Source organism: Rhodanobacter umsongensis (genome assembly GCF_042654965.1).
Lineage (GTDB): Bacteria > Pseudomonadota > Gammaproteobacteria > Xanthomonadales > Rhodanobacteraceae > Rhodanobacter > Rhodanobacter umsongensis.
In genome coordinates this window covers 597218-619318 of record NZ_JBHSMK010000009.1, presented here as the reverse complement: position 1 = coordinate 619318, position 22101 = coordinate 597218, and the positions used below count along the sequence as shown (strand labels likewise).

The window sequence follows — 22101 nt, the reverse complement described above, 5'->3', positions numbered from 1 at the left end:
ACGACGAACGAGCGATGCAATCGATGAAGCAGCAGGAAGTCTTCAAAGCCATGGCCGATCCGACCCGTCGGGCGATTCTCAAGCGCCTGCAAAGCGGCGCGCTTAGCGCCGGCGAGATCGGTGAGGCGTTCGACATTACGCCGGCGTCGCTGTCGCATCACTTCAACGTGCTCAAGCAGGCCGATCTGGTGCGTACGGAGCGGCGCGGCCAGTACATCGTGTATTCGCTCAACAGCACCGTGTTTGAAGACCTGGCGCGGATGCTGATGGACCTGTTCCCGTCGAAAGGGAACGCTGGAGGCAAGAAATGAAATCCGTGCGCACCTTGATCGTCTCGGTCCTCTTCATGGCCATCGCCGTTGGCACGACGGTCTGGCTGTACCCCCGGTTGCCGGCGCAGGTACCGATCCACTGGGACATGAATGGGCTGGCGAACGGCTATGCACCCAGGTTTTGGGGCGCGGCCATGTGGCCTCTGCTGATTTCCGGTCTGGCCGTGCTGACAGTGGTGCTGCCGGCGATTTCGCCGCGCCGGTTCGAGATCGAGCCCTTCGCCGGCATTTACGGTGCGCTGATGCTGGTGATCCAAGGCGTGATGCTGGTGATCGGAATGACCGCACTGCTGGTCGGGGCCGGGTTCGCGTTGCCTTTGTCGACCATCGTGCCACTTGCCGTCGGCGTGCTGTTGATGGTGTTGGGCAACTACATGGGCAAGTTGCGCAAAAACTTCTTCATCGGCATCCGCACCCCGTGGACGCTGGCCAGCGACGCGGTGTGGGAACGCACGCATCGTCTGGCCGGCTGGGTATTCGTGCTGGCTGGCATGGCGATGGTGATCGCCACGCTAGCTCACGCCATGCCGGGCTGGGGGCTGGTGGCGATCGTGGCCATGCTGCTGATCCCGTATGTGTACTCGTTCTTCGCATACCGCGCCATCGAAGGGCGCCACTGACCATTCCTCCAATCTCATCCTGGACACCCTGCAAGGAGATACCTGATGAAACTGCTATCGCGCACGCTGGCTGCGCTGTCGGCGGCCCTGCTTCTCGCTGCGCCGCCCGCGCATGCGGGTGACGCCTGTGTGGAGAACTCGGCGGCATCGCTGGAGGCGCTCACTAGAGGCGACTTTGCCGATGCGCGCGCGCATTTCAATGCTGCGATCGGCAAGCAACTCGATGCCGCCAGGCTGAAGCAGGCATGGACGCAAGTACAGGCGAGCGCCGGCGCTTATGGCGGTCACGCTGCATCCGCGCGCCAGTTGCTCCAGGGCGAACCGGCGGTGGTCACGCCGATCACTTTCGCCAAGATGCCGTTGGACCTGGTAACTAGCTGCGATGCACAGGGCTCCATTGCTCACTTCCGTTTTCTGCCTGCCGCGATGGTCACGTCGGTCGAACCGGTGAAGGCACAGGTCGAGGCCGACGGCGTGCGGGTGTCACCGCTGGATGTGCCGACGCCGGTTGGCCCGCTGCAAGGGGCCCTCACCATGCCGGTTGGACGAGGGCCGTTCCCGGCGGTTGTGCTGGTGGCCGGTTCCGGAGCGCATGACATGGACGAGAGCATCGGCCCCAACAAGCCGTTCCGCGATATTGCAGAGGGTCTGGCGCGTGCCGGTATTGCCTCGCTGCGCTACGACAAGCGTCCTTTCGACTACCCGCGGGGCTGGGGTGGCAAGGACGGTCCTGTCATCGATGCGGAAGTGACGGATGATGCGGTAGCGGCTGTCCGTCTGCTGGCTGCACAGAAGGTAGTCGATCCGCGGCGCGTGTTTGTGCTTGGTCATAGCCTGGGCGCGATGATGGCGCCGCGCATCGGCAAGCGCGCCCCCCAGCTGGCTGGTTTGATCCTGATGGCTGCGCCGACGCGTACATTGCTGAGCGTGCTGGCGCAGCAAATACACGACCAGAATCCGCAAGGTCCCGACAAGTCGGCCCTGCGGGATATCGAAGCCATCCGCAACGAGCAGCGATTGCTGGCGCAGGTCGGACCGGGTCTGCCCCCGCAAGGCACGTTCATGCGACAACCCCAGAGCTATTGGCTGAGCCTGCACGACTATCACCAGATGGCCGTGGCTAAGTCGCTGTCCGTGCCGATGCTGTTCCTGCAAGGCGATGCCGATTTCCAGGTCTCGCCGACGCTGGATTTCGCACAGTGGAAGCAGGGTATGGCCGGCAGGTCCAATGCGACCTTTCACCTTTATCCGGGCTTGAGCCACCTGTTCATGCCAGCCAACCAGACCGGCGACGACTACTCGAAACCGAGTCGCGTCGACCCGCATGTCATCGGCGACATCGCCAGCTGGATCAAGGCGTAGCCATCGATCCAGCATTGAGCAGGCGCTGCGTCCGCTATAATCAGCGGTTTCCAGCCCAGTGCCGATCCCATGTTCGAGTCGCTCAGCCAACGCCTTTCCACCACCGTCAACCGCCTGCGCGGCCGCGGGCGGCTGACCGAGGAAAACATCCGCGAGGCCCTGCGTGAAGTGCGCATCGCACTGCTGGAAGCGGACGTGGCGTTGCCGGTGGTGCAGGCGCTGATCCAGCGAATCAAGGTTCGCGCAGTCGGCCAGGACGTGATCAAGAGTCTGTCGCCCGGACAGGCGCTGGTGAAGGTGGTCAGCGACGAGTTGACCGTGGTGATGGGTACCGCCAACAGCGAACTGAACCTGGCCCAGCAACCCCCGGCCGTGGTGCTGATGGCAGGCCTGCAGGGTGCCGGCAAGACCACGACGGTTGCCAAGCTGGCGCGCTTGTTGACCGAGCGCAAGAAGAAAAAGGTAATGGTCGTCAGCTGCGACGTCTATCGTCCGGCGGCGATCGAACAGTTGCGTACGCTGGCCGAACAGGTCGGGGTTAAGTTTTTCCCGTCGGAGGCGGGCCAGAACCCGGTGCAGATCGCGAAGGACGCCATCGCCGCCGCGCGACGCGAGGTGATCGACGTGCTGATCGTCGACACCGCCGGCCGGCTGCACGTGGACGAGGCGATGATGGCCGAGATCAAGGCGTTGCACGCCGCGATCACGCCGGTCGAAACCCTGTTCGTGGTCGACTCGATGACCGGCCAGGACGCCGCCAACACGGCCAAGGCGTTCAACGAGGCGCTGCCGCTGACCGGCGTGATCCTGACCAAGACCGATGGCGACGCCCGCGGCGGCGCGGCGCTGTCGGTGCGCTACGTCACCGGCAAGCCGATCAAGTTCCTCGGCGCCGGCGAAAAGAGCGATGCGCTGGAACCGTTCCACCCGGATCGCCTGGCCCAGCGCATCCTCGGCATGGGCGACGTGCTGTCGCTGGTCGAGGAGGTGGAGCGCAAGGTCGACCAGGACAAGGCGCAGAAGCTGGCCCAGAAGGTGATGAAGGGCAAGCGCTTCGACCTGAACGACATGAAGGACCAGCTGGAGCAGATGGGCAACATGGGCGGCCTCGCCGGCCTGATGGACAAATTGCCGGGCATGTCCAGCCTGCCGGACAGCGTCAAGTCCAAGGTCAACGATGGCGAAATGAACCGGATGATCGCGATCATCTGTTCGATGACCAAGAAGGAACGCCGCCACCCGGACCTGCTGAACGGCTCGCGCCGCGCCCGCGTGGCGCGCGGCTCGGGCACCCAGCCGGCCGACGTCAACCGGCTGCTGAAGCAGTACATGCAGATGGAAAAGATGATGTCCAAGCTGTCAAAGGGTGGAACCAAGGGCCTTATGCGGCAGATGCGCGGCGCCATGAAAGGCATGGGCGGCATGGGTGGGTTGCCTCCTGTGCGTTGATTACGTATCGGGAGCGGGTGGCCGTTGCTCCGTTCAAAGATTTCAAAGTCTTCCCTTTTCCCGAAAACCCGCTAAAATGCCCCGTTTACCGCGCACGTCTCTCGTGTGCCTGCCGCCCGTCCGGCAATTCTGGAGTTTTACCATGGTCAAGATTCGTCTTTCGCGCGGTGGCGCCAAGGGCCGTCCGTTCTACCACGTCGTCGTGACCGACCAGCGCAGCAAGCGCGACGGCCGCAACATCGAGAACATCGGCTATTACAACCCGGTCGCGTCGGGCAAGGACAAGCGCCTTGAGCTGAACGTCGAGCGTGTCAAGGAATGGGTAGGCAAGGGTGCGCAGTTGACCGACAAGGTCGCCGCCCTGGTCAAGGAAGCGGGCAAGCAGCAGGCCGCTGCCTGAGTATGGCTGCAGCCAGTCGGCGCGTCCTGATCGGACGCATCGTCGGGCTGTACGGTGTGCAAGGCTGGCTCAAGATCGAATCCTGGGCTGAGCCGCGCATGCGGATCTTCGACTACCAGCCGTGGCTGCTCACCGCAGCGCCGGGTGTGGAGACGCAGATTGCGGGAGCGAAGGGTCGCACGCAGGGCAAGGGCATCGTGGCCCAACTGCCCGGTGTGGACGACCGGGAACAGGCAGCAGCGCTGATCGGCCATGACATCTATGTCACCCGTGACCAGTTGCCGCCTACCGCGAAGGATGAGTATTACTGGGTCGATCTCGAAGGACTTGAGGTCGTCACCACGGAAGACGTGAAGCTGGGGCGGGTCAGTCACCTGTTCGCCACCGGTGCCAACGATGTCGTGGTAGTGAGGGATGGCGCTCGCGAGCGGTTGATCCCCTTCATCCAGGGTTCGTATGTGCGTTCAGTGGATTTGTCCGCGGGGCGCATGGTGGTGGACTGGGATCCTGAATTCTGACGTCGCCGGGTTGCGGGACATAAGGGCAAGGATCATGCGCATCGATGTCGTCAGCCTGTTTCCCGACTTCGTGCGCCAGTGTGCCGCTGTCGGTGTGGTGGGACGCGCGCAGCAACGCGAGTTGCTGCAGGTGGAAGCCTGGAACCCGCGCGACTACGCCATCGACAGGCATCGTAGTGTGGACAGCAGCTCGTACGGCGGCGGTCCCGGCATGGTGATGATGATCGAGCCGTTGCGCACGACCCTGGCGGCCATGCGCGCGGCGGCACCGGAAGCGGTGCATCTGATTTATCTCAGTCCGCAGGGAACGCGGCTGACGCAGGGCAGGGTGGAAGCGCTGGCGAAGTTGCCGCGCATCGGCCTGCTTTGTGGACGTTACGAAGGTGTGGACGAGCGTCTGCTGGCGCACGAGGTCGACGAGGAGCTATCCATCGGCGACTATGTGCTGTCCGGAGGCGAGCTGGCCGCTGCGGTGATCATCGATGCAGTGGGGCGCTTGCAGGACGGTGCGTTGAACGACGCGCAGTCGGCCGAGCAGGATTCATTCTCGGATGGCCTGCTGGATTGTCCGCATTATGGAAAACCGGTGCATCATGCACTGGGTGATGTGCCGGAGGTGTTGCTGTCCGGTGACCATGCGGCGATTGCCCGCTGGCGCCTCAAGCAATCGCTGGGACGAACCTGGTTGCGCCGCCCGGACTTGTTGTCGCAGTGCTGGCTGGATGCGGAATCCCGTGCGCTGCTTGAAGAATTCCGCCGTGAACATGTTCGTCAGGAACATTCACGGCAAGACGATGCGGTCGAGTGATGACCGCAGCATTGATACCGCTAAAGTGAACCGACAGGTGCGCCATGAACAAGATCATTGAACAGTTCGAATCCGAGCAGATCACCCGCCAGCTGCCGGACTTCGGCCCCGGCGACACCGTGGTGGTCAACGTCAAGGTGAAGGAAGGCAACCGTGAGCGCGTGCAGGCGTTCGAGGGCATCGTCATCGCCAAGCGCAGCCGTGGACTGCACTCGGCCTTCACCGTGCGCAAGATATCCCATGGCACCGGCGTGGAGCGTGTGTTCCAGGCGCATAGCCCGGCCATCGACTCGCTCACCGTGAAGCGCAAGGGCAAGGTTCGCGGCGCCAAGCTGTATTACCTGCGTGGCCTGGAAGGCAAGGCCGCCCGCATCAAGGAAGACATCGCCGCTGCTGCCGCCGCCAAGGTCAATGCCAAGGCGGCTGCCGCCGCCGCTGCCGCCGAGTAATCTGCGCCGTCAGTGCTGCACAAGAAAACCCGCGGAGCGATCCGCGGGTTTTTTTGCGTGAAGCGACTCCGGTGCAGCGCAGCGGTGCACCGGGGGCTCATTCATCCAGTCGCTGGGGCTGCTGCAGGAAGTTGCCCTGCACGAAGTCCACGCCGCAGGCGAACAGCAATGACGTGCTGGTCGCGTCCTCCACCCATTCGGCGATGGTCTGGCGTTTCAGTTCGCGGGCCTGCTGGCAGATCTCGGTGATCTTGCGCTGGCTGTCCGGGTGTTGCGGAAGCTCGGCCATGTAGCTGCGGTCGATCTTGAGGTAATCCGCGTCGATATGGTTGAGCAACTGGAATGAATTCAGACCCGAGCCGAATTGCTCCAGTGCGAAACGGCCGCCGAGTTTCTTCCATCCCTTGACGAACTCCTGCGCCGGCCGCAGCAGCGTCATCACTTTGCTTTCGGTCATTTCCAGCACGAGATGGCCACGCTTCAGCGCCGCCCGGCCCAGTCGCTCGGCCAGCCATGGCAGCAAGCTGTCGTCCTGCAGTGAAGCGGCGGTGAGCTTGATGAAGAAAATGGTCTGCTGGCCCTGTGCTTCGCGCGACTGCAGCGAGCTGATGGCCCGGTCCAGCACCCAGCGGTCGATCGCGCAGGTGAGGTTGTGCTTCTCGGCTATCGGCATGAAGAACCCGGGCAATACCTCGCCTTGGGGACCGCTCATGCGCAGCAGGATCTCCGAGTAGTCGCCCTCTGCATCCTGCAGGCTGATGGTCTGCTGGTGATAGAGCATCAGACCGTTTGACGCCAGCGCCTGCTGCAGCAGTTCGAGCCAGTAGCGATCGCGTTCCTCGTCGGCTTTCTCGCGCGCCGCCGGGTCATGCAGTTCGACCTGGCTGCCGCCCAGGCTCTGCGCCGTGCGCAACGCCAGGCTGGCCTGGTTGAGCAGCAGCTCGGTATTGGCATTCTTCTCGCCCAGCAGGCTGCCGCCGATGCTGGCGGTGATGGTGATCGAGCGGGTGCCGGCATCGAAGATCTCGGCGCTGACGCTGTGCTGGAGTTTGGCGATCCAGCCTTTGATCTCCTCGTCCGTGCGCGAATCGAGTATCACGCCCAGCGTGTGCTCGGCGAGCATGCCGGCGACATCGTCGGCACCCAGCAGCATGCGGATGCGATCGGCGAAGCCGGCCAGCAGTTCATCGGCCTTGCCCAGGCCGATTCCCCCCACCAGCGAAGCCCAGTTGTCCGGCTCGACCAGCAACAGCGACTGGCCCTTCTTGCCCTTGGCGGCCGCCGTCACGGCATCGTCGACGCATTCGAGCATGCGCGCGCGATTGAACAGCCCGGTAACCGGGTCGCGTTGAAGCTGTGCGAGTACCGTCGGATCGACCAGTTGCCGGCGGAACACAATCTGCAGACAAGGCTCGCCCTCGAACGTGGCCGGGGCGAACTCCACCGTGGCGTCGAAATGGCTGCCATCGGCGCGCCGCGCGTGCAGGGCAAGATGCGATGGCATCTTCTCCTGGCGTGCATGGCCGCGCAGCAGGGCCTTGAACTCGTCGGCGTGGGCCGCGTCGATCATGTCCAGCACCGGCAGCCCCAGCAGATCGTCGAAACTGTCGTAGCCGAAGGTTTCCAGATAGGCCTGGTTGGCGCGCACGTGCATGCCTTCGTGGACATAGGCGATCGCGTCGGTGGACGAATCGAGCAGCGCATCGCAGCGTCGCTCCGACTCCCGCAACGAGGTTTCCAACCGGCGCACCTGGCGGCGGGTCTGCAGTGCATCGAACTCCCGCTGCAACACCGCGATCAACTGCTTTGGCTGGTTGCGTGATGCCACCCCGCGCGCGCCATGTACGAAGAGATCGGCAATGACCTGGTTCTCGAAACTGTTGACCAACCCAAGCAGGGAATAGTCGCGGCCGTAGGCATCGAGTACCTTCACGGCTTCGGGCAGCGTGATTCCGGCAACCGCTGGATCGAACATCACCACGTCCGGCTCCAGCTCGTTCACGGCCGTCTGCAATTGTTCGACATTGGTGGCGCGTGCCGGTCGCACGGCAATACCGGTATTGCGCAACAAACTGATGATCTGCTCCGCTTCCTCGAGCGAGTTCTCGATGAAGAGGATCTTGATGACGTAATCTTTTTTCATGGGGCGCTGGGCTGTCCGTTGATCGCCATGGGCCGTGCGAGTCGGTTTGCAGGCTCGTCCGTCATGGATGTTTGTAACGGATTCCGTCATCAGCCGCCAGCGGAAAACCGCACAACAGTGACTGCCGCCTGCTCACAGCGCCCGCTTGGAGGCGTCGCCACCCACTTCGCGGACCAGCCTGGGCACCAGATAGCCCGGCAGTCGTGCGCGAAGCTCGTCCACCAAGGCTAGTGCGCGGCCGTCGTCGACCTCGAAATGCGCGGCGCCCTGCACGCGATCGAGCTGGTGCAGGTAATAAGGCAGCACGCCGCTGGCGAACATGCGTTCGGACAGCGCAGCCAGCGCATCGGCACCGTCGTTCACGCCGCGAAGCAGTACCGATTGGTTGAGCAGGGTGGCGCCGGCGGCACGCAACCGGGCGCAGGCGGCATCGACATGCGCATCGAACTCGTTGGCGTGGTTCGCGTGCAGCACCACCACTTTTTGCAGCGGCAAGGCGGCCAGCCAGTCGATGAAGGTGTCGTCGATCCGCTCAGGCAGCACCACCGGCAGGCGAGTGTGGATGCGCAGACGAATGACGTGAGGCAGGTCGCTCAGGCCCCGGGTCAGCTCTTCCAGCTTGTGCGTGGCCAGCGCGAGCGGATCCCCTCCGGAAAGGATCAGCTCACGGATCGACGGATCGGCCCGCACCAGCGCCAGCGCTTCACGCCACTGCGATGCGGCAGCGATCTCCTCGGCGTAGGGAAAGTGCCGGCGGAAGCAGTAGCGGCAGTTCACGGCACAACTGCCGCTGGCGATCAGCAGCGCGCGACCCTCGTACTTGTGCAGGATGCCGTGCCCGGCCCGGGACGCCATGTCGCCCACGGCATCCGTCGTGAATCCTTCGACCCGATCGTGCTCGGCGCGTTGCGGAAGCACCTGCAGCAGCAGCGGATCGGCCGGGTCGTTGTGGCGCATCCGCGCGACAAACCCGCGGGGAACCCGCAGGGCGAAGCCCGCATCGTCGGGCGGCAGCAGGTCGGTGCGGTCACCCAGGCCGAGCGTCTGCAGCAGTTCGCCGACGTCGGTGATGGCATCCCGCCACAGCTCGCGCCAGCCGGGCGCAGGCGGCGATAGGCGGGGATGGGGGCTTGCGGTTATCATGCTGGGCCTTGGAGCGGGCGCTGAAGCCCGTGACAAATATTCATTTTAGCCGCCCCTCGGGCGAAATCGACTCTGGAGCAGATAGCGCATGGCGACCCTCGGCCTCAATGACGTCAAGACGGGCAAGAAGATCATTCACAACGGCGACCCGTGGCTCATCACCGAAGCGGACTTCGTCAAGCCGGGCAAGGGGCAGGCGTTCACCCGTATCCGCATCCGCAACCTCAAGGACGGCCGCACTACCGAGCAGACGCTGAAATCCAGCGACTCCTTCGAGGAAGCCGATGCCACAGATACCGACATGCAGCTCTCGTTTATCGACGGCATCGGCAAGGATCGCGTGTGGCACTTCATGAACATGGAGACCTTCGAGATCATACCGGCGACCCTTGCCGCCATGGGCGATGCGTGGAAATGGCTGAAGGGCGAGGAAGAGTGCGTAGTCACCGTGTTCAACGGCAGCATCATCGCCGTGCAGGCACCGAAGTTCGTCGAACTGAAGATAGTCGAGACCGATCCGGGCGTGCGCGGCGACACTTCGGGCGGTGGCGGCAAACCGGCTACCCTGGAGACGGGTGCCGTGGTTCGCGTGCCGCTGTTCGTCAATCAGGACGAAATCATCAAGGTCGACACCCGCACAGGCGAGTACGACAGCCGCGTCAAGTGACGTAACTCGGCCCGCTCGCTCGCGGCCTTGGCTCCGATGTGTCACCCCGGCCAAAGCCGGACGAGCGCGCAGCGCGAAGAACGCCAAGGGCGAGCGGAGTGAGTCATCCAGTGGAGTGCTTGTGCGCAGCGCACAGATGCCTTTCGCAGTGTTGCAACGGAAAGGCGCTGGAATCCGGTCTTCGCCGGAATGACGATGCCGAGACACGACGATACTGGGGCGGGGCGCCGCAAGGTGTGCCGCCCCAGGTCGTATCCATCCTTTGCCGAATGAGTGAGCGATGAGCCAGACCGCCCCACAGCCCGTCGACCTGGTGATCGAAGCACGCTGGGTCGTGCCGGTCGAGCCGCACGCGGTGGTGCTGGAGAATCACGCGGTGGTGGTGCAGGGCGACCGCATCGTCGCATTGCTGGCGATTGCCGCTGCCCGTGCTGCCTACGCGCCGCGTGAACGCGTCGAATTGCCGGAGCACGCGCTGATCCCCGGCCTGATCAACAGCCACACGCACAACCCGATGACCCTGCTGCGCGGCCTCGCCGACGACCTGCCGCTGATGGTGTGGCTGCAGCAACACATCTGGCCGGCCGAAGCGAAAGTGATGGGGCCTGAGTTCGTGCGCGATGGCGTGGAGCTCGCCGTGGCCGAGATGCTGCGGGGCGGCACCACCTGTGCCAACGAGAACTATTTTTTCCCCGACGTGATTGGCGCGACCTACCGGCGCATGGGTTTTCGCGCGGTGGTCGGCCTGCCGGTGATCGAGTTCCCGACCGCGTGGGCGAAGACGCAGGACGAGTATTTCGAGCGCGCCGGCGAAGTGCACGACAGCTTTCTCGGCAGCAATCTGGTCAGTACCGCATTCGCGCCGCACGCGCCGTATACGGTGTCCGACGAGAGCTTCGAGCGCATCCGCATGCTGTCCGACCAACTCGACATCCCCGTCCACCTGCACACACACGAGACTGCGCACGAGGTCGAGGACGAGAAGGCCAAGAGCGGCTTGCGACCCTTCCAGCGCCTGCAGAAACTGGGCCTGGTCAACGACCGCCTGATCGCCGTGCACATGACCCAGCTGACCGACGGCGAGATCGCCGCGTGCGCCGCCGCAGGCGTCTCGGTGGTGCATTGCCCGGAGTCCAACCTCAAGCTGGCCTCCGGCTTCTGCCCGGTGGAAAAGCTGCGGCTGGCCGGGGTCAACGTAGCGTTGGGCACGGATGGCTGTGCGTCGAACAACGACCTGGACATGTTCGGCGAGATGCGCACCGCCGCGCTGCTCGCCAAGGCGGTCGCCGGTGACGCGGCAGCGTTCGATGCGGCATTCGCGTTGCGTGCGGCCACGCTCAACGGTGCCAGGGCGATCGGGCTGGACGCCAGGATCGGCTCGATCGAGGTCGGCAAGCAGGCCGACTTCGCTGCGGTACGGCTCAGCGATCTCGAAACGCAGCCGATGTTCCACGTCATCTCGCAACTGGTCTACGCCACCGGCCGACATCAGGTCAGCGATGTGTGGATTGCCGGCCAGCGCAAGCTGGCCGCACGCGAACTGGTCGGCGTCGATACGGCGGCGATTCTCGAAAAGACGCGGTCCTGGCGCGAACGCATTGCCACGGCCTGAACCGAGCGGAGAGCGCCATGAACCGTTATCTCGTCCTGATGATCCGCCGCCCCGGCCTCGATCCGGCGGTGGTGCCGTTGCACCTGGCATTCCTGGACGAATTGCGCGAGGAGGGGCGCATTGAGCTTTCCGGCGGGTTCAGCGACGCATCCGGCGGTGCGTACCTGCTGCGGGCGGTCGATCTGGCCGAGGCAAACACCCTCGTGCACCGCGACCCGGCACACATCAGCGGCGGCTGGGATATCACGGTGCACGAATGGCAGGCGCACTAGACTTCCCCGGTGACCATTGAGGATTCCACGATGCAGAACGCGGCCAACGTCAACCCCGCAGAAATTGCCCGCTTCGACAGCCTGGCTGCACGCTGGTGGGATCCGGATGGCGAATCGCGTCCGCTGCATGATCTCAACCCGGTGCGCACCGCTTACGTCGCCGCGCGCTTGGATTTGCCCTCTGCGCGGGTCGCCGACGTCGGTTGCGGCGGCGGCCTGCTGAGCGAAGCGCTGGCCCGCGCCGGCGCGAAGGTCACCGGCATCGACCTGGGCGAGAAGGTGATCGGGATTGCGAAGCTGCACCTGTACGAGTCGCGGCTCGACATCGACTACCGCGTGCAGTCTTCGGCCGCGCTCGCCACGGCCGAACCGGAAAGTTTCGACGCGGTGTGCTGCATGGAACTGATCGAGCACGTACCCGACCCCGCCGGGCTGGTGAACGACCTGGCCGCGATGCTGAAACCGGGCGGCCGGCTGGTCATCTCCACCATCAACCGCACCCCGGCCGCGTTCGGCGCGGCGATCGTCGGTGCCGAGTACGTGATGCGCATGCTGCCGCGGGGCACTCATCATTATGCGCAATTCCTGAAGCCGTCCGAGCTGGGTCGTCTGCTGCGACATGCCGGGCTGGAACTGGAGGATGTCTCGGGGCTGGGCTACAACCCGCTCAATCGCAAGGCGTGGTTGAGCAGGGTCACCGCCGTCAATTACATCCTCAGCGCGCGCAAGCCTGCATGAAGCCGCTGCCCGGGAACATTGAAGGCGTGCTGTTCGACCTCGACGGCACCTTGCTCGACAGCGCCCCCGACCTGTACGCGGCGTTGCTTGCTCAGTGCGCGGAAGAGGGCGTGCCGTCGCCGCCGTACGCGCCGGTGCGCGAAGTGGTTTCGCGTGGCGCCCGTGCCGTGCTGCGCTGTGCCTTTGCCGAGCGCGGCGAGCCCGCGCTGGAGGCGCTGACACCACGTTACCTGCAACTGTACCAGGACGTGATGGGGCAGCAGACGCGAGCTTTCGATGGTATCGATGACCTGCTCGCCAGGGTCGAAGCGCATTGCCTGCGCTGGGGCATCGTCACCAACAAGGCGGCCTTTCTCACCGACGAACTGATCCGGCGCATCGGCTGGACCGGCCGCGCCAGCGCCGTGGTATCCGGCGACACCCTGGCGGTGAAGAAGCCCGATCCGGCCCCGGTGCTGCTGGCCTGCGAGCGCGCCGGCGTGGCAGCGGCGCGTACGCTGTTCATCGGCGATGACCGTCGCGATATCGTGGCCGGCGCCGCGGCGGGGCTCTACACGATGGCCGTGAGCTGGGGCTACCTGGACGGTGGCGATCCCCACACATGGGGCGCGGACAGGGTGCTGGATCACCCGGCCGAGCTGGCCGAATTGCTGCAGTTGCAACCGCTTGTCGCATGATCGAACTGGTCGAACAAAACGCCGTATTGCAGAGTTTCATCGACAAATGGCTGGCGGTGCAGCCGCAGCAGCGCGTCGCGCTGGTGTTCGTCGATGGACGGCGCTATCCCGGCCACGTCGCGCTGGCTGCGCTGGAGCAGGAACTGCTCGGCGCCGCCTATGGCATTCGTGAGCCGCAGGTCGCCGCGGCCAAGCTCAACTGGTGGGCCGAGGAGCTGGCTGGTGCGGCGGCCAGCGGCGGCCGTCATCCGCTGACCCAGGTGTTGTTCGACGACGAGCGCGCCCATGTCCTGGGCGGCGACCTCTGGCTCGCGCCGGTGCTGGCGGCGATGGCCCAGCTGGAACAGGGCACCGCCGCGGACTTCGCCGCCCAGTTGGATGCGGCCATGCCACTGCACGGCGCGCTGGCCGCATTGGAGACGGCCTGGTGGTATGGCGCTGCCGCTTCGCCTGCGCAGGCCGCGCAGGTCGCCACGCTCAACCACCTGCTGTACGCACTGCTGCGGCTGGAGCACGATGCCGAGCGCGACCGCCTGCCCTTGCCGATGTCGCGGCTGGCGCGGCATGGACTGAGCCGGGCGCAACTGCGCTCCGTTGGCGAGGCGCGACAGCAGGCCGTCAAGGCGCAACTGGATGACTTGCTGGCCGGCTGGAAAGTGTCGGCCACGCTGCCCGGCCCGTTGAGCGTGTTTCGCGCACTGGAATCGCGACACGCCAGCAGGCTGGCGCAACAGGCCGCACATGCCGCCGACGCGCTGGCCGCCTTGCAGACTGGACAGCCGCGAAGCAGTCTTGTCACCACCTTGCAGGCGTGGCGGGCCGCTCGTGCATGGCGCCGGCAAGTGGCGTAAAAATCATCCGGAACGCAGCGTTTCCACCACATCACTATTGCGCAGCGGTCTGCCTGCCCCAAAATCGTCTGCTTCGCGGCGAGTCACTGCCGATGTCAGGAACCCACCATGCCGAACCAGGAAAATACCGCGCGTCTCCTTCCCGACGTTGCCGTGCACGCGCAGCCGCATCTTGCTGGTGCGCTGGACTGGGTCGGCATGGCCGAGATTCAGGTGCCGGTGCTTTTCGATGCAGGCGATGGCCAGGTGCAACGCACCGGCGCGAGGGTCGGCGCTTTCGTCAACCTGGCCCGGCCGGACAAGCGCGGCATCCACATGTCGCGCCTGTACCTGCAGGTCGAGCAGGCGCTGAGCACCCAAAGGATCTCCGTCGATTCGCTGCATGCCTTGCTGCGCGGTTTTCTGGATTCGCATAGAGACCTTTCCGACCGCGCCTGCGTCAGCATCCAGTTCGAGCACCTCGTGCGCCGCCCCGCCTTGCGCAGTGCCAACAGCGGCTGGCGCGCGTACCCGGTGTGCATGGAAGCCAGCCTTGCCGGCGATGATTTCCTGCTCGAATTCGGCACCGAGGTGGTCTATTCCTCGACCTGTCCCGCCTCTGCCGCGTTGTCGCGCCAGTTGATTCAGGACCAGTTCGCCAGCGACTTCGGCGCGAATCAACCGATCGATCACTCGGCCGTGCTGGCGTGGCTCGGCAGCGAGCGCGGCATTGTGGCCACGCCGCACGCCCAACGAAGCGTCGCGCGCCTGCGCGTCCGCCTGGTGCCGGGCGCGGGCTTTGATCTGATCGACCTGATCGACCGCGTCGAGCATGCCCTGGGCACGCCGGTTCAAACCGCCGTGAAGCGTGAGGACGAGCAGGCCTTCGCGCTGGCCAACGGCAGCAACCTGATGTTCTGCGAGGATGCCGCCCGACGCATCCAGAAGGCCCTCGACGCCGACGCCGCATTGAGCGACTTCCACATCCGCGTCGAACACCAGGAAAGCCTGCATCCGCACGATGCGGTGGCGTACGCGAGCAAGGGCGTGGCGGGCGGTTACGGTTCGGCACCCTGACGGCTCTTTCCCGCCCATCCAGGAGAGCGGCGGTCGCCGGCAAGCCGCCTTCTGCGCGAACAATTTCAGCCGCGAGGTTCCATCCATTCAGGCGGGTTGATGGATACGTGCGGATGAATCGTTCGTCCTCGACGGGACGAAATCGCCGAAGTCCCTGGGGTGAAAGCCGAAGCAGCGTGACGGACGGGGCCTCGTGTCCGCGTGCTTCCTTCCGGCACGTTCAGCCAGTCACTGGACGTCCGCCGAATCCCCCCGGCAACGACATCGGGGATAGTGGAAATGCTCCGGCACCGGGTCGTCGCCGCCGGTGCACAGGGGCTGGCAACGCAGCAGCCGCCAAACGGCAAGCAGGCTGCCGCGCCAGGGGCCGAAGCGGCTGACGGCAATCCGTGCATAATCCGAGCAGGTAGGGTGAAACCGGCAGCGCGGGCCCAGCAGCGGACTGAGCCAGCGCTTGTACAAACCGATCAACCACAGTATCAAACGGGTCAGGAGATTCACGTAACCAGAACGGCTTGCGGCATGTAGTGGTACAAGTATTCCAGATGCAGGCTTGCTGGTGTAGAACACATCGGCTATAACACCCGGCCGCCACGGCCAAAAACGGTGAAGGGATATGGCGAAAACGACTCGCAGTTCGACCGCCGCTAAGGCGCAGAAAGGGAAGACTTCGGCCAAGGCGCATGACGCTGGCGCCGGCAAGTCGAAGACAGCTGCCACAAAGGGGCGGACCGTGAAGAGCGCCAAGACACCTGCAAAGAAGACCGTGAGCAAACCCGTCAGCAAGGCTGCGACCAAGAAGGTCGTGGCCAAGCCGAGCGCGGCCAAGAAGGTCGTGGCCAAGCCGAGCGCGGCCAAGAAGCCGGTGGCCCGGCTGGCGGCCGCGAAGGCCGCGACCAAGCCGTCAACCAGGAAGGCAGCGCCGGCCAAAAAATCCGCGGCCAGAAAAGCGGTGGCGAAAAAAGTCGCGATCAAGAAAGTGGCCGCCAGCAAACCGGCCATCAGGAAGCCCGTCGCCAAGAAGCCAGCGCCGACGAAAGTCGCCGTCAAGAATGGCAAGGGCAAACCCGCAGCGGCCAAGAAAGCCAAGCCCGGCGCCAAGCCGGCAGCGAGCAAGACGGCTGCACCGGCAAGGCAGTTGGCGAAACCGGCAACGAAACCGGTCGACAAGACAACCGCCAAGCCGGCCAAGGTCGTGGCCAAGCCCGTCAGCAAGCCGGCGACGAAGGCTGCGCCGACCCCGGCTCCGGCCATCAAGAACGTATCCCCGGCACCCGCCAGCAGCCTGTTCAAAGGCAAGGTGGCGAGTGCAACCGCCATGGTGACGCCGCGCGCAGCTCCTGCTGCGGCGAGTCACGCTTCCTCTCACAAGAATCAGAAAACCTCGTCGTCCTCAATGAATAAATTGGCTACAAAAAAACTCGATAACGGCATCACCCGTGAAGACGGGCGGTACGCGCTGCCTTCCACCAGCAACATCACGTTGCCCAAGGGTTACCACCCTTCTGCCAACGAGGAGTACATGAACCCGCAGCACCTGGCCTACTTCCGCAACAAGCTGCGCGACTGGCGCGACCAGCTGGTGGAGGAATCTCGCCAGACCATGGACAACCTGCGCGAGGAAGTGCGCGATGTGGGTGACGAAGCCGAGCGGGCTACCCGCGAAACCGAAAATTCGCTGGAGCTGCGGACCCGCGACCGTTACCGCAAGCTGATCTCCAAGATCGACAAGGCGCTGCGCCGGATCGAGGAAGGCAGCTACGGTTTCTGCGAGGAGACCGACGAGGAAATCGGCATTGACCGGCTTGATGCGCGCCCGATCGCGACCTTGTCGCTGGATGCACAGGAGCGTCGCGAACACCTGCAGAAGCAGATGGGCGACTGATTTCAGCCAGGCACCATGGAACGACAAAGCCCCGCTTCACGCGGGGCTTTGTCGTTCAGCGCCTTGCCGCCAGGAAAGGGCGGAAAACGCTCAAGCCAGCGCCTGCGCCGCATACCCCTTCAGTTTCGCCAACATCGCAGCCAGGCCGTTGGAGCGGGTAGGCGAGAGATGCTTGGCCAGGCCAATCGCGGCAATGAACTGCGGCTCGGTGGCTACAATTTCCTGCGCGGAACGATCCGAATACACACGCAACACCAGGGCGATCAGGCCGGAGACGATCGCCGAATCGCTGATCGCCTCGAAGTGCATCCTCGCCGCATTGCCGCTTGGCACCAGCCACACCATCGACTGGCAACCGTGTACGCGATATTCCTCGCTCTTGCATGCCTCCGGAAACGGCGGCAGCTGCTTGCCGAGATCGATCAGGTATTGATAGCGCTCGGTCCAATCGCCGAAGAACGCGAACTCCTCGGCGATGTCCTGCTGTACCTGTGCGGCGCTGGTGAGGGTGATGCTGTTCATGCGGGCATTATCGCGCGAACGAGCTGAATTCGCGCCGCGGGCGGTACCTCAACTCTTCTGCACGCTCCAGCGCGTGCCTTGGGCGCCATCCTCGATGGCGATGTTCATGGCCGCCAGTTCGTCGCGGATCGCGTCGGCGCGCTTGAAGTCGCGCGTAGCGCGGGCGGCGCGGCGCTCTTCCAGCAGCGCGTCGACATGCGCGGCATCCACGACCTGTTCGCCGCCGCGCTTGAACCATGCTTCCGCATCCTGCTGCAGCAGGCCGAGCAGGGCGCCCCCACCGAGCAGGGCAGCCTTTGCCTCGGCGGCGCCGGACTGGCGTGCGGCATCGGCCAGCACTGCCAGTTCGGCCAGCGCCTGCGGGGTGTTGAGGTCGTCGCACAGAGCGGCTTCGACGCGCTCGGGTACCGGCAAGTCGCCTGCAGGCAGTTCGACGTTGGTCAGGTCGCGCAGCACGCGATACCAGCCGTCGAGCGTGCTCACCGCCTGTTGGATGGCGCCTTCGGACCAATCCAGCGGTTGCCGGTAATGGCCGCTCAGCAACCGCAGACGCAGTGCCTCGGCCGGGTGCAGCTTCAGCAATTCGTGCACCAGCAGGACATTGCCCAGCGACTTGGACATCTTGCGGCCGCCGAACGTCAGCATGCCGTTGTGCATCCACCAGCGCGCGAACACCTTGCCGCCGTGTGCACAGGTGGATTGGGCGATCTCGTTTTCGTGGTGCGGGAACAGCAGGTCGACGCCGCCGGCGTGGATGTCGATGGTCTCGCCCAGATGCGCTGCGCTCATCGCCGAGCATTCGATGTGCCAGCCGGGACGTCCGATGCCCCATGGGCTGTCCCAGCCGGGCAGGTCCGGCGTGGACGGCTTCCACAGCACGAAGTCGGCCGGGCTGCGCTTGTACGGCGCCACCTCGACGCGCGCGCCGGCCACCAACTCCTCGGTGTCGCGGCGGGACAGCTCGCCATAGGCGGGAAACGACCCGACGTCGAACAATACGTGGCCTTCGGCGGCGTAGGCGTGCCCGCTGTCGAGCAGGCTCTCGATCATCGCGATGATCGGGCCGATGTGGGTGGTGGCGTGCGGCTCGATATCCGGCGGCGCGACGCCCAGTCCGGCCATGTCCTCGCGATAGGCCTGCGCGAAGCGCTCGGTGATCGTGCCGATCGGCACGCCCTGTTGCTGCGCGGCCGCGTTGATCTTGTCGTCCACGTCGGTGATGTTGCGCGCGTAGATGACCTGCGGGTAATGACGGCGCAACAGCCGGGCCAGCACGTCGAACACCACCGGTCCGCGCGCGTTGCCGATGTGCACGTAGTTGTAGACCGTGGGGCCGCACAGGTACATGGTCACGCGCTCGGGGTCGAGCGGGGCGAACGGTTCGGTGCGATGGGTCAGGCTGTTGTAGAGCGAAATCGGCATCGTGGCATCCGCATCGTGGGGCGCGCATAGGCGGTGCGCGGCCAGCCCGGCATCTTAACAAGGAGTAAGCGCGTTGGCGGCGCCGGGTCGGTTCTAAGCGTGTATTCAGCGTGATTTTGTTCGAATGCAGTCATTGCGCGCGTTGGCGCGTCCAGATGTTTCCCGATGGAGGTCGCAATGACCAGGTTATGGCTCTCCGCGCTCGGGCTCGCCCTGATCGCCACCGGTGTCGGTGCGCAGGATGTGCGCGGCCCGAATGTTGACGACAACGCCCACTACGGCTGGGCGGATGTTCTGCGCGCGGATCCGGTGCAGGGTATTTCGCGCACGGAAGTGCCGCGCCAGGAATGCTACGAGCAGCCCGTGGTCCGCCATGAAGGTGGCAATGGTGCGGTGGGTACCGTGCTGGGTGCGGTGATCGGCGGCGTGCTGGGCAATACCGTGGGCAAGGGTGATGGCCGCAAGGCCGCCACCGTGGCCGGCGCGGTGGCGGGTGGCGCGGTCGGCAACCGGGTCTCGGACCGGGGCCGCGATTACGAGGACACGCAGACGCAATGCCGCCAGGTCAGCGCCATCAGCGAGCAGCGGCGGGTCATCGGTTACGACGTGGAATATCGCTATCGCGGTGAGGTCTACACCTCGCGCCTCAACTACGACCCCGGCGAACGGCTGCGGGTGCGCGTGCAGGTCGACCCGGCCGACTGATCCCCCATCCATCGCCGCCTTCGGGCGGCGATGTGATTTCCGCTATTCAACTTCTTGTTGCACAGCAGCGGGATTGCCGCCATCATGCGCACTCGCGACCCGGAATCTGCATGTCTTCAGCCGTCTATACCGCCACCGTACTGACCAGCGCCCGCGCGGCTGCTGGCATGACGTCGCGTGCGCGCCGACCGCTGGATGGACCTTCAGCCGGGTAGGCAGTCGCACGCGTTCCATGTGCATCGACGACAAAGCCCGGCCATCGCGCCGGGTTTTTTTGTGTTCTGGGCTGTACTTCACGCGAATCCATCCGCCACACCCCGGCCATCCAATGGCCGGACTCTTCACCAAGGGCACCTTCACCCATGACCATTCGGCACTTCATCACCACCCAGGATTACAGCCGCGCCGAGATCGATGCGTTGCTGGAGCAGGCCGCCGCGTTCAAGCGTTCGCCGCGCGGCCAGCAGCTCGCCGGCAAGTCGATCGCATTGCTGTTCTTCAATCCCTCGATGCGCACCCGCACCAGCTTCGAGCTGGGCGCGTTCCAGTTGGGTGGCCACGCGATCGTGCTGGCGCCGGGCAAGGACGCGTGGCCGATCGAGTTCGAGGTCGGCAGCGTGATGGACGGCGATACCGAGGAGCACATCGCCGAGGTGGCGCGGGTGCTCAGCCGCTACGTCGACCTGATTGCCGTGCGTGCGTTCCCGAAGTTCCAGGACTGGTCGGTCGATCGCGAGGATAAGGTCATCAAGGCCTTCGCCCAGTACGCCACGGTGCCGGTGATCAACATGGAGACGATCACCCATCCCTGCCAGGAACTGGCCCACGCGCTGGCGCTGAAGGAGCACCTGGGCGACCTGCAGAACAAAAAGTACGTGCTCACCTGGACCTATCACCCGAAGCCGCTGAACACCGCGGTGGCGAACTCCGCGCTGCTGATCGCGACGAAGATGGGCATGGACGTGACCTTGCTGTGCCCCACGCCCGATTACGTGCTGGACGAGCGCTACATGGCGTTTGGCCGTCTGAACGCCGAGCAGAGCGGCGGCTCGCTGAAGGTCAGCCACAACATCGAGGAAGCCTATGCCGGCGCCGACGTGGTCTACGCCAAGAGCTGGGGCGCGCTGCCGTTCTTCGGCCGCTGGGAGCAGGAAAAACCGGTTCGCGAGGCGAGCAGGCACTTCATCGTCGACGAGGCGAAGATGGCGCTGACCAACCATGGCCTGTTCAGCCACTGCCTGCCGCTGCGCCGGAACATCAAGGCCACCGATGCGGTGATGGATTCGCCCGCCTGCATCGCCATCGACGAGGCCGAGAACCGCCTGCACGTGCAGAAGGCGGTGATGGCTTCGCTGATCGGGCAGGGCTGAGCCGTCATGTACACGCCGAAGCATTTCGTGGAAAGCCGCGTCGAATCCCTGCACGGGCTGATCCGCGCGTACCCGTTCGCCACGCTGGTGACCCGCGCGGCCGACGGATTGACGGCCAATCACCTGCCGTTCGAACTCGTCGGTGAGGTGCTGCACGGCCATGTCGCCCGCGGCAACGAACTGGCGCGACTGGACGGCGCCGAAGTGCTGCTGGTGTTCCAGGGCCCGGACGGCTACATCAGCCCGAACTGGTACCCCAGCAAGCACGAGACCGGGCGCGAGGTACCGACCTGGAACTACGCGGTGGTGCACGTGCACGGCCGGCTGCGCGTGATCGATGACGCGACGTGGCTGCGTCGTCTGCTGGAAACCTTGACCGATCACCATGAAGCGGGCCAGCCGCAGCCATGGAAGATCAGCGACGCGCCGGACGACCATATCGAGACCTCGCTGCGCGCGATCGTCGGCCTCGAAGTCTCGATCGATCGCATCGAAGGCAAGTTCAAGCTGAGCCAGAACCATCCCGCGCGCAACCGCGCGGGCGTGATCGCCGGGCTGCGCGAGCGCGACGGCGATGGCGACGCGGAACTGGCCGCATGGATGTCCCAACAAGAGGAATCGAAACCGTGAACCATCAGCATCACTATCGCGTCGCCGTGGAGTGGACCGGCAACCTCGGCAGCGGCACGGACGGCTACCGCAACTACAGCCGCGACCACGTCATCCGCATCGACGGCAAGCCGGCGATCGCCGGTTCCTCCGACCCCACCTTCCGCGGCGATGCCGCGAAGCACAATCCCGAGGACATGCTGGTCACGGCATTGTCGACCTGCCACATGCTGTCGTATCTGCACATGGCCACCGTGGCCGGCGTGGTGGTGACGGCGTATAGCGATGCTGCCGAAGGCACGATGGCCACCGAAGGCGATGGCGGCCGCTTCGTCGAAGTGGTGCTGCGCCCCACGGTGACCATCACTGCCGCCAGCGACCCGGCCAAGGCCGAGGCCGCGCACGAGGCGGCGCATCACGCCTGCTTCATCGCCAATTCCGTGAATTTCCCGGTGCGCTGCGAGCCGCGCGTCGTCGTCGAATCCGCCTGA

The 22101-nt window shown here is 64.9% G+C and carries 25 protein-coding genes; 20 read left to right on the top strand and 5 right to left on the bottom strand.

Annotated elements, in window-relative coordinates; all coding sequences use genetic code 11:
• The first annotated feature begins 14 nt into the window (after positions 1-14).
• From ACFPME_RS15500 to rplS, 8 genes are all read left to right on the top strand, one after another.
• The gene (locus ACFPME_RS15500; RefSeq protein ID WP_377306554.1) at positions 15-311 is read left to right on the top strand and encodes an autorepressor SdpR family transcription factor; all 297 of its coding nucleotides are present in this window, start codon (positions 15-17) and stop codon (positions 309-311) included.
• Entirely contained in the window at positions 308-952 is a 645-nt protein-coding gene (locus ACFPME_RS15495) for an SdpI family protein (protein ID WP_377306553.1), read from the top strand. The genes ACFPME_RS15500 and ACFPME_RS15495 overlap by 4 nt, the downstream gene beginning before the upstream one ends.
• A gap of 45 nt (positions 953-997) precedes the next feature.
• On the top strand, positions 998-2314 hold the full coding sequence (locus ACFPME_RS15490; protein ID WP_377306552.1) for an alpha/beta fold hydrolase: 1317 nt from the start codon (positions 998-1000) through the stop codon (positions 2312-2314).
• Positions 2315-2383: 69 nt separating this feature from the next.
• Positions 2384-3763 (top strand): signal recognition particle protein, encoded by a 1380-nt coding sequence (gene ffh / locus ACFPME_RS15485; RefSeq protein WP_377306551.1) that lies wholly within the window; start codon positions 2384-2386, stop codon positions 3761-3763.
• Between the two features lie 142 nt (positions 3764-3905).
• A complete protein-coding gene (gene rpsP / locus ACFPME_RS15480; protein ID WP_113724110.1) occupies positions 3906-4163 on the top strand; it encodes a 30S ribosomal protein S16 in 258 nt (85 codons plus the stop codon).
• A 2-nt stretch (positions 4164-4165) separates the two neighbouring features.
• Entirely contained in the window at positions 4166-4681 is a 516-nt protein-coding gene (gene rimM, locus ACFPME_RS15475; protein WP_377306550.1) for a ribosome maturation factor RimM, read from the top strand.
• Positions 4682-4715: 34 nt separating this feature from the next.
• Positions 4716-5489, top strand: coding sequence for a tRNA (guanosine(37)-N1)-methyltransferase TrmD (gene trmD / locus ACFPME_RS15470; protein ID WP_377306549.1), 774 nt, complete (start codon positions 4716-4718; stop codon positions 5487-5489).
• A 44-nt stretch (positions 5490-5533) separates the two neighbouring features.
• The gene (gene rplS / locus ACFPME_RS15465) at positions 5534-5938 is read left to right on the top strand and encodes a 50S ribosomal protein L19 (protein ID WP_377306548.1); all 405 of its coding nucleotides are present in this window, start codon (positions 5534-5536) and stop codon (positions 5936-5938) included.
• A gap of 97 nt (positions 5939-6035) precedes the next feature.
• Here the strand turns inward: rplS and ACFPME_RS15460 are convergent, their stop codons facing one another.
• A complete protein-coding gene (locus ACFPME_RS15460) occupies positions 6036-8081 on the bottom strand; it encodes an EAL domain-containing response regulator (protein WP_377306547.1) in 2046 nt (681 codons plus the stop codon).
• Positions 8082-8213: 132 nt separating this feature from the next.
• Entirely contained in the window at positions 8214-9224 is a 1011-nt protein-coding gene (gene epmB / locus ACFPME_RS15455) for an EF-P beta-lysylation protein EpmB (protein WP_377306546.1), read from the bottom strand.
• Positions 9225-9312: 88 nt separating this feature from the next.
• Between epmB and efp the strand changes: the two genes are divergently transcribed.
• The 7 genes from efp to folE2 all read left to right on the top strand — a co-directional run bounded on the left by efp (position 9313) and on the right by folE2 (position 15097).
• Complete coding sequence (efp, locus tag ACFPME_RS15450; protein WP_377306545.1) at positions 9313-9891, top strand: elongation factor P; 579 nt, start codon at positions 9313-9315, stop codon at positions 9889-9891.
• Between the two features lie 280 nt (positions 9892-10171).
• Entirely contained in the window at positions 10172-11503 is a 1332-nt protein-coding gene (locus ACFPME_RS15445; protein WP_377306544.1) for a TRZ/ATZ family hydrolase, read from the top strand.
• A gap of 17 nt (positions 11504-11520) precedes the next feature.
• A complete protein-coding gene (locus ACFPME_RS15440) occupies positions 11521-11775 on the top strand; it encodes a YciI family protein (protein WP_377306543.1) in 255 nt (84 codons plus the stop codon).
• 30 nt (positions 11776-11805) lie between these two features.
• Positions 11806-12513 carry a bifunctional 2-polyprenyl-6-hydroxyphenol methylase/3-demethylubiquinol 3-O-methyltransferase UbiG gene (gene ubiG / locus ACFPME_RS15435; RefSeq protein WP_377306542.1) on the top strand — a complete coding sequence of 236 codons (708 nt, stop codon included), beginning with the start codon at positions 11806-11808 and terminating at the stop codon, positions 12511-12513.
• Complete coding sequence (locus tag ACFPME_RS15430; RefSeq protein ID WP_377306541.1) at positions 12510-13190, top strand: HAD-IA family hydrolase; 681 nt, start codon at positions 12510-12512, stop codon at positions 13188-13190. The genes ubiG and ACFPME_RS15430 overlap by 4 nt, the downstream gene beginning before the upstream one ends.
• Positions 13187-14041: an isoprenoid biosynthesis enzyme family protein gene (locus tag ACFPME_RS15425; protein WP_377306540.1), complete on the top strand. Its 855-nt coding sequence runs from the start codon at positions 13187-13189 to the stop codon at positions 14039-14041. Before ACFPME_RS15430 ends, ACFPME_RS15425 begins: the two co-directional genes overlap by 4 nt.
• Positions 14042-14149: 108 nt before the next feature.
• Positions 14150-15097 (top strand): GTP cyclohydrolase FolE2, encoded by a 948-nt coding sequence (gene folE2 / locus ACFPME_RS15420; RefSeq protein ID WP_377306539.1) that lies wholly within the window; start codon positions 14150-14152, stop codon positions 15095-15097.
• A 228-nt stretch (positions 15098-15325) separates the two neighbouring features.
• Here folE2 and yidD read toward each other — a convergent pair whose 3' ends face one another.
• Positions 15326-15598, bottom strand: a complete 273-nt coding sequence (gene yidD / locus ACFPME_RS15415; RefSeq protein ID WP_377306538.1) for a membrane protein insertion efficiency factor YidD — start codon at positions 15596-15598, stop codon at positions 15326-15328.
• 115 nt (positions 15599-15713) lie between these two features.
• Here yidD and dksA point away from each other — a divergent pair, with 115 nt between their 5' ends.
• Positions 15714-16982 (top strand): RNA polymerase-binding protein DksA, encoded by a 1269-nt coding sequence (gene dksA / locus ACFPME_RS15410; RefSeq protein ID WP_377306537.1) that lies wholly within the window; start codon positions 15714-15716, stop codon positions 16980-16982.
• A gap of 90 nt (positions 16983-17072) precedes the next feature.
• Here the strand turns inward: dksA and ACFPME_RS15405 are convergent, their stop codons facing one another.
• Both ACFPME_RS15405 and cysS read right to left on the bottom strand, forming a co-directional pair.
• Positions 17073-17504, bottom strand: a complete 432-nt coding sequence (locus tag ACFPME_RS15405; protein ID WP_377306536.1) for a SufE family protein — start codon at positions 17502-17504, stop codon at positions 17073-17075.
• A 48-nt stretch (positions 17505-17552) separates the two neighbouring features.
• Positions 17553-18926: a cysteine--tRNA ligase gene (gene cysS, locus ACFPME_RS15400; protein ID WP_377306535.1), complete on the bottom strand. Its 1374-nt coding sequence runs from the start codon at positions 18924-18926 to the stop codon at positions 17553-17555.
• A gap of 177 nt (positions 18927-19103) precedes the next feature.
• Between cysS and ACFPME_RS15395 the strand changes: the two genes are divergently transcribed.
• From ACFPME_RS15395 to ACFPME_RS15380, 4 genes are all read left to right on the top strand, one after another.
• A complete protein-coding gene (locus tag ACFPME_RS15395) occupies positions 19104-19631 on the top strand; it encodes a glycine zipper 2TM domain-containing protein (protein ID WP_377306534.1) in 528 nt (175 codons plus the stop codon).
• 362 nt (positions 19632-19993) lie between these two features.
• Positions 19994-21001, top strand: a complete 1008-nt coding sequence (locus tag ACFPME_RS15390) for an N-acetylornithine carbamoyltransferase (protein WP_377306533.1) — start codon at positions 19994-19996, stop codon at positions 20999-21001.
• 6 nt (positions 21002-21007) lie between these two features.
• The gene (locus tag ACFPME_RS15385) at positions 21008-21631 is read left to right on the top strand and encodes an FMN-binding negative transcriptional regulator (RefSeq protein WP_377306532.1); all 624 of its coding nucleotides are present in this window, start codon (positions 21008-21010) and stop codon (positions 21629-21631) included.
• On the top strand, positions 21628-22101 hold the full coding sequence (locus ACFPME_RS15380; RefSeq protein WP_377306531.1) for an OsmC family protein: 474 nt from the start codon (positions 21628-21630) through the stop codon (positions 22099-22101). Before ACFPME_RS15385 ends, ACFPME_RS15380 begins: the two co-directional genes overlap by 4 nt.